Annotated in this window: 13 protein-coding genes; 5 read left to right on the forward strand and 8 right to left on the reverse strand. The window is 66.6% G+C overall.

Annotation, left to right across the window (positions count from 1 at the left end; all coding sequences use genetic code 11):
- Positions 1-24 precede the first annotated feature (24 nt).
- From tpx to PKKP23_RS19020, 8 genes are all read right to left on the reverse strand, one after another.
- Complete coding sequence (tpx, locus tag PKKP23_RS18985; RefSeq protein WP_126878021.1) at positions 25-525, reverse strand: thiol peroxidase; 501 nt, start codon at positions 523-525, stop codon at positions 25-27.
- A gap of 77 nt (positions 526-602) precedes the next feature.
- Positions 603-2372: a DUF3426 domain-containing protein gene (locus PKKP23_RS18990; protein ID WP_126878022.1), complete on the reverse strand. Its 1770-nt coding sequence runs from the start codon at positions 2370-2372 to the stop codon at positions 603-605.
- A 47-nt stretch (positions 2373-2419) separates the two neighbouring features.
- Positions 2420-3322, reverse strand: coding sequence for a 50S ribosomal protein L11 methyltransferase (gene prmA, locus PKKP23_RS18995; protein ID WP_126878023.1), 903 nt, complete (start codon positions 3320-3322; stop codon positions 2420-2422).
- Positions 3323-3326: 4 nt separating this feature from the next.
- Positions 3327-4694, reverse strand: coding sequence for an acetyl-CoA carboxylase biotin carboxylase subunit (gene accC, locus PKKP23_RS19000; protein ID WP_017777083.1), 1368 nt, complete (start codon positions 4692-4694; stop codon positions 3327-3329).
- 180 nt (positions 4695-4874) lie between these two features.
- Positions 4875-5339, reverse strand: coding sequence for an acetyl-CoA carboxylase biotin carboxyl carrier protein (gene accB, locus PKKP23_RS19005; RefSeq protein WP_126878024.1), 465 nt, complete (start codon positions 5337-5339; stop codon positions 4875-4877).
- 79 nt (positions 5340-5418) lie between these two features.
- Positions 5419-5874, reverse strand: coding sequence for a type II 3-dehydroquinate dehydratase (gene aroQ, locus PKKP23_RS19010; protein ID WP_017777081.1), 456 nt, complete (start codon positions 5872-5874; stop codon positions 5419-5421).
- Between the two features lie 194 nt (positions 5875-6068).
- Positions 6069-6614 (reverse strand): TlpA family protein disulfide reductase, encoded by a 546-nt coding sequence (locus tag PKKP23_RS19015; RefSeq protein WP_126878025.1) that lies wholly within the window; start codon positions 6612-6614, stop codon positions 6069-6071.
- 48 nt (positions 6615-6662) lie between these two features.
- Positions 6663-7319, reverse strand: a complete 657-nt coding sequence (locus PKKP23_RS19020) for a UDP-N-acetylmuramate--alanine ligase (protein ID WP_126878026.1) — start codon at positions 7317-7319, stop codon at positions 6663-6665.
- Positions 7320-7633: 314 nt separating this feature from the next.
- On the opposite strand from PKKP23_RS19020, the gene mpl reads away from it, so the two are divergent.
- The 5 genes from mpl (at position 7634) to mtgA (ending at position 13642) form a co-directional block, all read left to right on the forward strand.
- On the forward strand, positions 7634-9076 hold the full coding sequence (mpl, locus tag PKKP23_RS19025; RefSeq protein WP_126878027.1) for a UDP-N-acetylmuramate:L-alanyl-gamma-D-glutamyl-meso-diaminopimelate ligase: 1443 nt from the start codon (positions 7634-7636) through the stop codon (positions 9074-9076).
- Complete coding sequence (locus tag PKKP23_RS19030; RefSeq protein WP_126878028.1) at positions 9073-9678, forward strand: YqiA/YcfP family alpha/beta fold hydrolase; 606 nt, start codon at positions 9073-9075, stop codon at positions 9676-9678. Before mpl ends, PKKP23_RS19030 begins: the two co-directional genes overlap by 4 nt.
- A 162-nt stretch (positions 9679-9840) precedes the next feature.
- Entirely contained in the window at positions 9841-12015 is a 2175-nt protein-coding gene (locus tag PKKP23_RS19035) for a ribonuclease catalytic domain-containing protein (RefSeq protein WP_126878029.1), read from the forward strand.
- Positions 12012-12881 (forward strand): shikimate dehydrogenase, encoded by an 870-nt coding sequence (gene aroE, locus PKKP23_RS19040; protein ID WP_126878030.1) that lies wholly within the window; start codon positions 12012-12014, stop codon positions 12879-12881. Before PKKP23_RS19035 ends, aroE begins: the two co-directional genes overlap by 4 nt.
- A gap of 14 nt (positions 12882-12895) precedes the next feature.
- Positions 12896-13642 (forward strand): monofunctional biosynthetic peptidoglycan transglycosylase, encoded by a 747-nt coding sequence (gene mtgA / locus PKKP23_RS19045; protein ID WP_126878031.1) that lies wholly within the window; start codon positions 12896-12898, stop codon positions 13640-13642.
- Positions 13643-13688 lie beyond the last annotated feature (46 nt).

Genomic DNA, 13688 nt, shown 5'->3' on the forward strand with positions numbered 1-13688 from the left:
AACGTCGGGCGGTGGCGCCTGTTTTTACTTGAGCGCAGCGAGTGCCGAGTCGTAGTTCGGCTCGTTCTTGATCTCGCTCACGAGCTCGGCGTGGACCACCTTGTCGTTCTCGTCGACCACTACCACGGCGCGCGCCGTCAGGCCGGCGAGCGGGCCGCTCGTCACGTCAACGCCGTAGGCTTGCGCGAAGTCATGACCGCGGAACGTGGATGCGGTGACCACGTTGTCGATCCCTTCAGTCGTGCAGAAGCGCGAGGCGGCAAACGGCAGGTCGCCCGACACGACCACCACCACCGTGTTGGGGAGCTTGCCTGCAGCCTCGTTGAACTTGCGCGTGGACGTTGCGCACACCGGCGTGTCGAGGCTCGGCACGATGTTCAGCACTTTGCGCTTGCCGGCGAAATCGGCGAGCGAGACCGGCTTGAGGTCCTTGCCGACGAGCGAGAACGCGGGTGCCGGCTGGCCCACGGAGGGGAATTTTCCGGCGACTTCGATCGGGTTGCCGCCCAGCGTGACTTGACTCATGTTGTGCTCCGAAGGATCAGTAGTGGTGTGTGAATGCGCCGGATCACGCCGACGCTTGAGACGCAACGGTCATGCCGTTACGGATAAAAAATCTGGATGCGGAAGTTCGACGCGACCGCGTTGCCGATGTCGAGCCGCACGATCATCATCTGCGTCGTGTGGGCGGGCAGGCCGGCGCCGATCGGCGTGCCGGGCCGCACGTAGTCTTGCGGCCAGAGGACGCGCCGGATCGCGACGTTGTTCTGGCTGTCGAGCAGCGTGAGTTCGATGGCGGGATAGGCGAGCGCCACGTTGAAGCGGTTGCGCAGCGGCATCTTCAGTTCGAGGCGATGCGGGCCGTCCACCTGGCGCAGATCGGGCGGCTCGACCTGCAGCCCGTCGATGTCGCGCGGCGGCGCCACGGTGCAGCCGAGCTGCGCGCAGGCCTGTGCAAAGAGCGGCTGCGACGCAGGCCAGTACACCATCACCGTTTCGCGCTGCCACCACGCGAGCTGGGCGAGCAGCAATACGAAGAGCACGACTGCGAGCAGGCCGCCGGCAATCCGCAGGCCAACGCGGCCCGGTTGCGCCGCCCGTTTTTCTCGCGTGACCGCGAAGTGGCGCTCGCCGTCGTCGGGCGGCACGGCGACGAAGGGTTCGGGCGACAGCGTGCGCGTGTCTGCGGCCATCGCGGCGGCTGCGCCTGCTGCGGCGCCTACGGTGGCGGCGGGGGTGGCAGCAGTGGTATCGGTGTCGGCATTCCAGGCATCGCGCGTCGTCGTACCCTCAGCCGCGTGTGCTGCTTCGCCGAGATGCGGCTCGCGCGGTTCGTCCGGTTCATGTGCCCAGCCTGATGCGGTCGGGCTTGCCGCAGCAAAGACCGGCTCATGGTGCGAGGGCTCTTCGGGTTCGGGCGCGAGTGTCGGCTCCGTCGCGTCGCGCGGCCTCTCGTCGGGTGGCGGTTGCCAGGCAGGCTCGGGCTCCGGCGACTCTGGCGTGTGAGCGGCGTGGATGACTGCGTCGGCGTTTTCTTCCGCGGGCGTTTCAGGCGGCTCAACGTCGGTGGGTGGAACGTCAACGAGCGTGGCCGGCGGAGCCGCAGCGGCTGCCGGATGGCTCAGCGGCAGATTGCCGGCATGAAAGCGCGGTCCGATGTTTTCGTTCGCGTCGTGCGGCGGCGACCAAGGATCCCATGCGCGCGAGCGGAAATTCGGCGGACTGGCGAATGGCGGAGCGTGCGGGTCGTGCACCGGGGAAGCCGCGGCCGCTTCTTCGGTTGAAACGTCGGACGGAGGTTCGGTAGACGTGGTTTCAGCAGAGGGCGGTTCAGCGGATGGCGGCTCAGCGGATGGCGGCTCAGCGGATGGCGGCTCAGCGGATGGCGGCTCAGCGGATGGCGGCTCAGCGGAAGGCAGTTCAGCGGAAGTCGGTTCAACAGAAGACGCTTCAGAAGGCTCCGTTCCGCCCAGCGCCCTTTCAGCCGTGCCTTCTTCGTCACGAAGCACTTCTTCAGACGCCTGCACTTCGGCAGAAGGCGCCTCCGCAGCCGGCTCTTCTGCCGAGCGCGCCTCCGCAGGCGCTTCCTCGGCCGCTGGCGGTTTCGACTGTTCTTCCGCCGTTACCGCGTGCTCTTGAACCTGCCCTGTTTGTCCAGCGCCGCCATGCGCCGCCAGCGCCGACGCCACATCTGCAGGCACCGGCACGGCCGCCGAGAAGTCGCTGCCCGCCGGCAGTTCGAAAAGACTGCTCGACGCGTCGAACACTTCCTGGCAATGCCCGCATCGCACGAGGCCGCGACGCGGCGCGAGTTGCGCGGGCTGGATACGGAAGACGGCTTCACAGAAGGGGCAGCGCGTTACGAGGAACATGGTGGCCGCTGACCGGCTAGGCGGTGAAGTGGGAAATACGGCCTATTCTAATGGCTTTCGCGTCGCGTTCCGGCAAGGCACACCCAGCCCTCGTGCTCGCGCCACACCGCGATGTCGATCCAGCGCTCGTAGACGCGCGCTACTTCCTCGGCCTGGCGCGCGAGTATGCCGGAAAGCGCGATACGTCCACCCGGCTTCACTTTCGACGACAGCATCGACGCCATCAGCTTGAGCGGATTCGAAAGAATGTTCGCCACGACGACGTCGAACGTGCCCGACGGGCACGCATCGGGCAGCCCGTATGTGACTTCCGCGCGGTTGCGTTCGCTGTTGTGCCGCGCCGACTCGACGGCCTGCGGATCGATGTCGATGCCCACCACCGGGTTCGCACCGCACTTCTTCGCGAGGATCGCGAGAATGCCCGAGCCGCAACCGTAGTCGAGCAGCGACTGCCCGGGCTGCACCGTCTCTTCGATCCATTCCATGCACAGCCGCGTGGTCGGGTGGCTGCCCGTGCCGAACGCGAGACCCGGGTCCAGTTCGAGCACGAGCGCGTCGGGGTCCGGGGCGTCGTGCCACGACGGCACCACCCAGATGCGCTTGCCGATATGGATGGGGTCGAACTGCGACTGGGTGAGCCGTACCCAGTCCTGCTCTTCGACCTCGCGCAGCGAAAAGGGCGGAGTGGCCTCCAGCCCCAGTTCGTTGGCCGCCGCCGCAAGCAGCAGGGCGGGGTCGTGTTCCGGCGCGATCAGCGCGATCACGCGCGAGTGTTGCCACGCCGTGCGCTCGGGCGTGAGGCCCGGCTCGCCGAAGAGCGGCTGCTCGTCGGGCGTGTCGGCATCGGCGTCTTCCACCGACACCGAGAGCGCGCCAAGCTCGATCAGCGCGTCCGAAAGGGCTTCGGCACGCTGCCGGTCCAGCTCGACGATCAGTTCCCGGTAGCTCATGGAATTACGCTTCTTCCGGTGCGGCCTGCTGCCTCGCGGCGAGGCGGTTTTCCAGGTAATGGATGCTCGTGCCGCCTTCGACGAACTTCGCGTCGAGCATCAACTCGCGGTGCAGCGGGATGTTGGTCTGGATGCCTTCCACCACCATTTCCGAGAGCGCGATGCGCATGCGGCGAATGGCCTGCTCGCGCGTGCTGCCGTAGGCGATCAGCTTGCCGATCATCGAATCGTAGTTGGGCGGCACGAAGTAGCCGTTGTAGGCGTGCGAGTCGACGCGGATGCCGGGGCCGCCCGGCATGTGCCACGACGTGAGCCGGCCCGGCGACGGCGTGAACTTGAACGGGTCTTCGGCGTTGATCCGGCATTCGATCGCATGGCCGCGGAACTGCACGTCGCGCTGGCGCAGCACGAGCTTTTCGCCTGCGGCAATGCGGATCTGTTCCTGCACGATATCCACGCCCGTAATGAGTTCGGTGACCGGGTGCTCCACCTGCACGCGCGTGTTCATCTCGATGAAGTAGAACTCGCCGTTTTCATACAGGAACTCGAACGTGCCCGCGCCCAGGTAGCCCATCTTCTTGCAGGCGTCGGCGCAACGGTCGCCGATGCGGTCGATGAGGCGTCGCGCGATACCCGGCGCCGGCGCTTCCTCGATCACCTTTTGGTGGCGGCGCTGCATCGAGCAGTCGCGCTCGCCCAGCCAGATCGCGTTCTTGAACGAGTCCGCGAGCACCTGAATTTCGATGTGGCGCGGATTCTCGAGGTACTTCTCCATATAGACCTGCGGGTTGCCGAAGGCACGGCCCGCTTCTTCGCGCGTCATGTTCACCGCGTTGACGAGCGCCGCCTCGGTGTGAACCACGCGCATGCCGCGTCCGCCGCCGCCGCCCGCCGCCTTGATGATGACGGGATAGCCCACCGCGCGGGCAATCTTCACGATCTCCTTCGGATCGTCGGGCAACGCGCCTTCCGAGCCCGGCACGCACGGCACGCCGGTCTTGAGCATGGTCTGCTTGGCGGTGACCTTGTCGCCCATCATGCGGATGGTTTCCGGACGCGGGCCGATGAACACGAAGCCGGACTGCTCCACGCGCTCGGCGAAGTCGGCGTTCTCGGAGAGAAAGCCGTAGCCGGGGTGGATCGCTTCGGCGTCGGTGACTTCGGCCGCGCTGATCAGCGCCGGCATATTCAGATAGCTCAGATTCGACGGCGCCGGTCCGATGCAGACCGCCTCGTCGGCGAGCTTCACGTACTTGGCTTCCTTGTCGGCTTCCGAATAGACGACGACCGTCTTGACGCCCAGCTCGCGGCACGCGCGCTGGATGCGAAGCGCGATTTCGCCGCGATTGGCAATGAGGATTTTTTCAAACATGGCGGGTATTCGGCTCATCAGTGGGCGCCGCCGCGGCATCGCGCAACACGCACAAGACGTACGGAATGCGCGGGAGGCACGAAATAGCGAAGGGCGGCTGCCTCGGAGTACTGGGCGCGCGCAACAAGGGCAGGCGCGCTGCGCAAAGCGGTGCGCAGCGCCGGCGCGCGGCTTGCTCGCTTACGCGATCACGTAGAGCGGCTGACCGTATTCCACGGCCTGACCGTTCTCGACGAGGATTTCCTTGATGACGCCGGCTGCGTCCGATTCGATCTCGTTGAGCAGCTTCATCGCTTCGATGATGCACAGCGTCTGGCCTTCCTTCACCGTGTCGCCCACCTGCACGAACGGGTCGGCACCCGGCGACGGCGAACGGTAGAACGTGCCCACCATCGGCGAGGTCACCACGTGGCCTTGCGGAGCGGCGGGCGCCGGTGCCGCGGCGGCGGGCGCTTCGAGCGGGTGGCCTGCGGCGGGCGCGGCGGCCGCAACCTGCGCGGGGTAGGGCGCAGCGGACTGCTGCACGTAAACCGGCGGCGCATTCTTGACGATGCGCACCTTGCCTTCGCCCTCGGTGACTTCGAGTTCCGAGATGCCGGATTCGGAAACGAGGTCGATCAGAGTCTTCAGTTTACGTAGATCCATTGGGCTGCCCCTTTCAATGCGTAGAGCGCCGGCGACCAATGGTGGATGCGTGCCGGCACGGGTTGGGTGTTATTCGGATTCAGGCTTGCTTCGGCGCGGCGGCGAGCCGGTCGAGCGCGAATTCGAGTGCGTATAGATAGCCCTTCCAGCCGAAACCGCAGATCACGCCTTCGGCCTGGTCGGAGAAATACGAGTGGTGCCGGAAGGACTCGCGGCGATGCACGTTCGAGAGATGAATTTCGACGAACGGGATGCCTACTCCGGCCAGCGCATCGCGGATCGCCACGCTCGTATGCGTGTAGGCCGCCGGGTTGATGACGATGAAGTCCGTTTTTTCGGTGCGGGCCGCCTGGATGCGGTCCACGAGTGCGCCTTCGTGATTGCTCTGAAACGTGGCCAGTTCGACGCCGGCATCGGCCGCGCGATCGGCGAGCGCCTGATCGATCTGTGGCAGCGTGACGCGCCCATAGACCTCGGGTTCCCGGGTGCCGAGAAGGTTGAGGTTCGGGCCGTGCAGAACCAGCAGTCGGGTCATGGTCGCTTCAGTTTCCGTGGAATTGCGCGAACTTTAGCGCCGATTAGAGAAACTTGTCTAGGTTTGCGCGAAAAACCTGCGCCATGTCAGGCGCTTCGGCTGGCGTCCTGGCGCTCAACTTCCTTCAATTTTCGTTAAATCACGGACAATTCCGGCGCTTTCGGGCACTTTTCGGCAGAAACGGACGGATGGGCTCAAAGGGCGTCGAGCGTTCGCTTGAGTTCGTCGGGCCGAATTTCGCCGAGTTTTGTCGTACGAACGTTGCCTTTCGCGTCAATTACGACCGTGAAGGGCAAGCCGCCCGCGTTGTTGCCGAACGCCCGGGCGAGGTCTGCGCCGCCGAAGCCCGTCACGTAGATGGGGTAATCGACGGGCACTTTCTGAAGGAACGTTTTCACGTTCTTCTCGGAATCCACGCCGAGCCCGACGAACTGGACGCCCTTTTTGGAGTACTCGTCGTGGAGTTTCGCGAGCGTGGGCATTTCTTCGACGCACGGCCCGCACCACGACGCCCAGAAGTTCACCACCATGGGCCGTCCCTTGTACAGCGCAAGCGACTGCGGCTTGCCGTCCGGGCTTGTGACCGGCGCGGTCCAGAGTTGCGCGACGGCACCCTGTGCCGCGGGCGCTTCGCCCGCCTCGGAGATATCGCCTCCGCGGACCCAGTGGCCCGCAAGAACCCCGCCGCCCGCTGCGATTGCTGCCACGGCGGCAGCGGCCAGAATCCGCTTCGTGTTCATGGTCGATCAGGTGCCTGGCCCGGCTGGGCTCTGTGGATTTCAGTCGTTTCAGTTGGCAGACGGGGAAGCCGCGTCCGCCGCGTTCGTTTCGTCGAGAAGCGCCTGCACCGCCTGGGCGTTCGCTCGCGCGAGGCGCCCGCGGGCGTCGGCGCGTACCGCGCCGCGCAGGTCGTCGGTGTCGTAGAGCGCAATATGAATGCCCACCGGTTCGGCGTCGCGCGACGCCTTCCACAGGAAGCTCAGCGTCTCCACGTAGCCGCGCTGGGCGAAGTGCCGCGTTTCCGACACGTCATATTGGATGTTGGCATTCAGTAGATAGATCGCGACTTCCTTTGGGTTGTCGCAGAAGATCTGCAGGTGCACATCCGAGTGCTCGCCCGCCGTGCCGTTGAGCACGGCCCCCGTGAGATACGGCTTGAAGGGCTCGAGCCGCTGCATCCAGTCGAGCGCGATTTCGCGCAGGCGCAGCAGCACCGCCGGCTGGCTGTCGCCCTGGAAAAGCGACTGGTACTCGCGGATTTCTTCCTCGATCTGGTCGTTATCCGGCAGCCATGAGCCGTCCACGCGCGTCTCGCCCACCACCTGCCTTGCCGCTTTGCGCTTGGCCGTGGAGTAGTCGAGCCCGTCCTCGGCGATCATCCGCGCAGCCGCGATCGCGATTTCCTCACGAACGCGCTGTGGGTCGAAATGTGATTTGCGAACCATCCGGCAATCATACTAGAGAATGCATGACGGCTTTCCGGCGCTCCCCGGGCCCCTGAGCGTGCGTGCCTGTGGGCGGGAGCCCACTCCGCAGGCCGCTGCCGGACGGATTGCGGGCCAACGCGGGACCGCCCGCAGGCGCCACGGCCGGCCCCCCTGCGAGCCCGCCGACAGCCCGGACGCGGCGGATGCGTCGGGTACAATAGCGGCCTTTGCGGTCCTTCATGGCAACCGGCGCGCAGGCAGGTCAGCCCGGAACGCCGCCCGCATTCTCCCACTCCATCTCGAATACGGCGCCCGCTCGGCGCACCAGGCTTATGCACATCCATATCCTCGGCATCTGCGGCACGTTCATGGGCGGTCTCGCCGTGCTCGCCCGGGCGGCGGGCCATACGGTGACCGGCTGCGACGCCGGCGTGTATCCGCCGATGAGCACGCAGCTCGAGGCGCAGGGCATTCGCCTGATCGAAGGCTACGCCGCCGCGCAGATCGACCTGAAGCCGGATCTGTTCGTGATCGGCAACGTGGTCACGCGTGGCAATCCGCTGATGGAGGCCATTCTCGACCGCGGCCTGCCTTATGTCTCCGGCCCACAATGGCTCGGCGAACATGTGCTGGCGGGCAAGTGGGTGCTCGCCGTGGCCGGCACGCACGGCAAGACCACCACGACTTCGATGCTCACCTGGCTGCTCGAAGACGCTGGCCTCAATCCGGGCTTTCTGATCGGCGGCGTGCCGCTCAACTTCGGCGTCTCGGCGCGGCTTACCGATTCGAGCTTCTTCGTGATCGAAGCCGACGAGTACGACACCGCGTTCTTCGACAAGCGCTCGAAGTTCGTCCATTACCGCCCCCGCACGGCGGTGCTGAACAACCTCGAATTCGATCACGCCGACATCTTCGCCGATCTCGCCGCCATCGAAACCCAGTTCCACCACCTCGTGCGCACGATTCCGGGCGTGGGCCGCATCGTGACGAACGGCCGCGAAGATTCGCTCGAGCGCGTGCTCGCGCGCGGCTGCTGGAGCGAAGTGGAGCGTTTCGGCGTGGAGGGCGGCTGGCAGGCGCTGCCCGCCGAAGACGGTGCGCCCGTGGACGAGCGCTTCGCCGTGTATCACGGCGGCGAGCGCGTGGGTGTCGTGGAATGGCAGGTGCAGGGCGAGCACAACCGCATGAACGCGCTTGCGGCCATCGCCGCGGCGCGCCACGTCGGCGTGCCGCCCGCGCAGGCGGCGAAGTCGCTCGCGACATTCCGCAACGTGAAGCGCCGCATGGAAGTGCGCGGCAGCGTGGACGGCGTGACCGTCTACGACGACTTCGCGCACCATCCCACGGCGGTCCAGACCACCATTGCCGGCCTGCGCACGCGCGTAGGCCGCGAGAACACGCGCATTCTGGCCGTGCTCGAACCGCGTTCGAACACCATGAAGCTCGGCGTGATGAAGGCCCAATTGCCGGGCAGCCTCACCGACGCGGATCTCGTGTTCGGCTACGGCGCTCCGTCGGGCCGCGATGCCCTGGGCTGGAATCTTGCGGAAGCACTTGCGCCCCTTGGCGACAAGGCCCGCGCATTCGACAACCTCGACGCCCTTGTGAAAGCCGTCACCGCAGCCGCGCGCCCGGGCGACCAGGTGCTCGTGATGAGCAACGGCGGCTTCGGCGGCGTGCATCAGAAACTGCTCGACGCGCTTTCGGCGCGGCCGGCGGCAACAGCCGCAACAGCCGCACCGGCCGTGACTAGCAGCGGACGGGACAGCGCGTGATCGTCTACCTGCACGGCTTTCGCTCGTCGCCGGCGTCGTTCAAGGCGCGGCTGCTTGCGGCACGTCTCGAAGAAATGGGGCGCGCTGAAGCATGGTGCTGCCCGATGCTGCCGGTCTCGCCGCTCGAAGCGGTAGCGCTCGTGGAGCGCGAAGTGGAGCAGCGGCGCGCCGCGACCGGCGACGCGCATGTAGCGCTGGTGGGCAGTTCTCTGGGCGGCTACTTCGCGACGCATCTGGCCGAAAAGCACGGCTGGCCGGCCGTGCTGCTGAATCCGGCGGTCGTGCCGCAGCGCGATCTGAGCCAGTATCTCGGCGAGCAGCCGTTGTGGCACGGCGGTGGCTCCATCGTCGTGGAGCCCCGGCATCTCGATGAATTGCGTGCGCTGGCCGTCGCATCGGTTACGCGGCCCGAACGCTATTATTTATTAGCCGCGACGGGCGACGAAGTGCTCGACTATCGCGAGATGCTCGCGCACTACCCGGGCGCACGCACGAAGCTGATTGAAGGCAGCGATCACGCCATCAGCGAATTCGCGAGCTACGTGGACGACGTGATCGCTTTCTGCGATGCGGCGTCCGCGGTCCCGCCCGCCATCGGCTGAGCGACACGAACGCGGGCGAAACGACAACAGCAACACGAAAACGAGTGGGCGGTCTGGCGGCAACGAACCGCGCACCTTATCCGGAACGAACACGCGTCTTGCGCCTGCAATGGGGCACGCAAGGCACGCAAGACGCGCAGCAAGTCTGAACGAGAGTACTGAGTGAACGTTTTCTTCGAGGAATCGGGCAGTTTCAAGGCCGGCAGCGTGCTGTCGCGCCAGGGTGACGCATTTCAGGTCGAGCTGCCGGGCGGCCGGCGCGCGAAGGTGCGGGCGAAAGACGTGCTGATCGAGTTCGAAAAGCCGGCAGCGGCCGAACTCATGGAGCAGGCCGACGCCGCCGCGCAGCAGATCGATCTCGACTTTTTGTGGGAATGCGCGCCGCAGGAGGAGTTCGCCTTCTCCACGCTCGCGAGCGAGTATTTCGGCGAAGGTTATGGTCCCGTGGAGCGCGCGGCGCTCGTGCTGCGCCTGCATGGCGCGCCGGTCTATTTCCGCCGCAAGGGGCGCGGCCAGTATCAGCGCGCGCCTGAAGAGCAGCTCAAGATGGCGCTCGCGTCGCTGGAGCGCAAGCGGCAGCAGGCGCTCGTCCAGGCGCAGTACGAAGAAGAACTGAAAGCGGGCCGCTTGCCCGAGGCGTTCCAGGGGCGCGCGCTCAGTTTTCTCACGCGGCCCGACAAGAATTCGATCGAGTACAAGGCGCTGGAAGCGGCCGCCGCGGCGCGCGGCATTTCGATGCCGCGGCTCATGCTCGAATGCGGCGGCATTCCGTCGGCGCGCGCGCTGCACGAGGCACGCTTTCTCGCCGAATTCTTCCCGCACGGCACCGGTTTTCCGCCCGTCACCGTGAATCCGCTTGCCGAGGATTTGCCCGAAGCGCTGGTGGAAGCCTTCTCGATCGACGACGTGACGACCACTGAGATCGACGACGCGTTTTCCGTCGAGCATCTGGCCGACAGCCGCGTGCGCATCGGCGTGCACATCGCGGCGCCGGCGCTCGGCATCAGCCGCGGGGACCCCGTCGATACGATCGCGCGCAACCGTCTTTCCACGGTCTACATGCCGGGCGACAAGATCACCATGCTGCCCGACGAGTTCGTGGATGCCTTCACGCTGAAGGAAGGCGACCTGCGGCCCGCGCTGTCGCTCTACATCATCGTGAACCGCGAAACGCAGGAGATCGTGGCGACTGAAACGCGCGCCGAGCGCGTGTTCGTGAAGCACAACCTGCGTCACAACACGCTCGACGAGCACGTCACCGAGGAAGCGCTCGCAGCGGGCACCGGCGACTATCCGCACAAGGACGACATCGCCGTACTCTGGCCGTTTGCCCAGGCGCTCTTCGAAAAACGCCAGCAGACGCGCGCGAGCTACGGCCTCAAGCGCGAGGTGCAGCGCAACACCGACTACAACTTCTACGTGGACGGCGAGCGCATCACCATCACGCCGCGCCGCCGCGGCTCGCCGCTCGACCTGATCGTCGCGGAACTCGCCATTCTCGCGAACTCCACCTGGGGCGCATTCCTGCACGATCACGGCGTGCCGGGCATCTATCGCTCGCAGCGCGCGTTCGGCGCGCCCACCGGCCCCAAGCGCACGCGCATGCAGACCACGGCCGCGCCGCACGAGGGCCTGGGCGTGGCGCAATACGCGTGGAGCACCTCGCCGCTGCGCCGCTACGTGGACCTCGTGAACCAGTGGCAATTGCTTGCGTGCGTGCAGCACGGCGTGACCGCGAAGCTCGCGGCGCCCTTCAAGCCGAAGGACGCCGACCTGTTCGCCGTCGTGCAAGGCTTCGACGAGACCTATACGGCCTACGCCGACCATCAGCGCCGTATGGAGTACTTCTGGTGCCTGCGCTGGCTCATGCAGGAGAACCGGCGCGAGGTAGTGGCGGCGGTCGTGAAAGGCGACCTCGTGCGCCTCGAAGAAATCCCGCTGCTGCTGCACGTGCCCGCGCTCGGCGTGCACGCGCGCGGCACGCGCCTGCTGCTTGAAGTGATGTCGATCGACGAACTCACGATCGAGGCCTCCGTGCGCATGCTGCGTGTGCTCGACGCGCCGACGGTGACGAGCGGTGCGGAAGCGGAAGAAGAGAGCGAAGACGAAGAGCTGATCGAGGCCACCGACGCGTCCGCCGAAAGCGAAGCCGAAGCGCTGGCCGAAGCCGATGGCGGCGATGAAGGCGGCGAGGGCGAGCCGACCGAAGGCGAGTCGAACACGAGTGGCGAAGCGTCCGGCTCCGAAGGCACCCACGAAAATGCCGCCGAAGGGTCCACTGAAGAGGGCACAACGCACGCCGGTCGCCATCACCACGCAGAGGAACAGAGCCGATGAGCGCGCCGCAGGTGCCGTCGCAGGCGGACCGTTATGCCGTGATCGGCAATCCGGTCGCGCACAGCAAGTCGCCGTTCATTCACGCGCGCTTTGCCGCGCAGACCGGTGAGCCCGTCGCATACGATCGGCTGCTCGCGCCGCTCGACGGCTTCGTCGCAACCGTGCGGGCGTTCATGGCCTCAGGTGGCCGCGGGCTCAACGTCACCGTGCCGTTCAAGCTCGAAGCGTATGCGCTCGCCGACACGCATTCGGCGCGCGCCGCGGCCGCCGGCGCGGTCAACACGCTGCGCTTCGACGCGGACGGCATCTACGGCGACAACACGGATGGCGTCGGCCTCGTGCGCGACATCGAAACGAATCTCGGCCTGGCGCTGAAGGGCGCGCGCGTGCTTGTGCTCGGCGCGGGCGGCGCGGCGCGCGGCGTCGTGCTGCCGCTGCTGGAACGCGGTCCGCGCGGGCTTGCCATCGTGAACCGCACGGCGTCGAAGGCCGAAGCGCTCGTCGCGCAGTTCGGAGCCGCGGCCTATGAGGCCGGCTGCACGCTGACGGGCGGCGGCCCGGATGCCGTCGAGCCCTACCCGTACGACGTGATCGTCAACGCGACGGCGGGCAGCCTCGACGCCGCATTGCCCGACTGCGACGACCGCGCATTCGGCGCGGCCACGCTCGCCTACGACATGATGTACGGCGCCGAGCCCACCGTCTTCATGCGGCACGCGCAGTCGCTGGGCGCACGCAGCGCGGACGGCCTCGGCATGCTCGTGGAGCAGGCTGCGGAATCGTTTTACGTGTGGCGCGGCGTGCGGCCCGACAGCGCGCCCGTGCTCGCCGAACTGCGCGCGCAGCTGGCCGCGCAGAAGGCCTGACGCGCGAGCACGCCGTGGCGATCTCGCTCACCGCCGCCGCCCGGCGCACGCGCCGTCCAGGCCTCGCCCGATGGGCGTTCTACGGCTTCTCCGTGTTCGCCTGCGCGTGGATCGCCACGCAGCTTTACTACTTCGCGCAGATCGCGGTGTGGAACGTCGTGAATCCGCAATCGACGGCCTTCATGCGCTCCGACGCGTGGCGGCTTTCGAGCGAGCGAAGCGAGGGCGCCGACCCCGCGATCCAGCACACCTGGGTGCCTTACGAGCAGATCTCGCGCAATCTGAAGCGCGCGATCATCGCCTCCGAGGACGCGAAGTTCGTCAGCAACAACGGCTACGAAACCGACGCCATCCTGCAAGCCTGGGAAAAGAACAAGTCGCGCGGACGCATCGTGGCGGGCGGCTCGACCATCACGCAGCAACTCGCGCGCAACCTGTTCCTCTCGCGTGACAAGAGCTACCTGCGCAAAGGGCAGGAGCTGATCATCACCTGGATGCTCGAAACGCTGATGGACAAGCAGCGCATCTTCGAGATCTACCTGAACTCCGTCGAATGGGGCGACGGCGTGTACGGTGCGCAGGCTGCGGCGCAGCACTACTACCGCACGTCCGCGGCGAAGCTGACGGCCTGGCAGGCGGCGCGGCTCGCCGTCATGCTGCCGCGCCCGCGCTACTTCGACGAGCATCGCAACTCGCCCTGGCTGTCCCAGCGTGCCGCCGTGATCGCACGGCGCATGGGCGTGGCGGAGTTGCCGCAGTAGAACCCACAGCGCACGGCCACGCCGTGTAGCGGTTAGCTCGACGGCG

It is taken from the genome of Paraburkholderia kururiensis JCM 10599 = LMG 19447 (genome assembly GCF_003986935.1).
In the GTDB taxonomy this organism is placed as follows: Bacteria; Pseudomonadota; Gammaproteobacteria; order Burkholderiales; family Burkholderiaceae; genus Paraburkholderia; species Paraburkholderia kururiensis.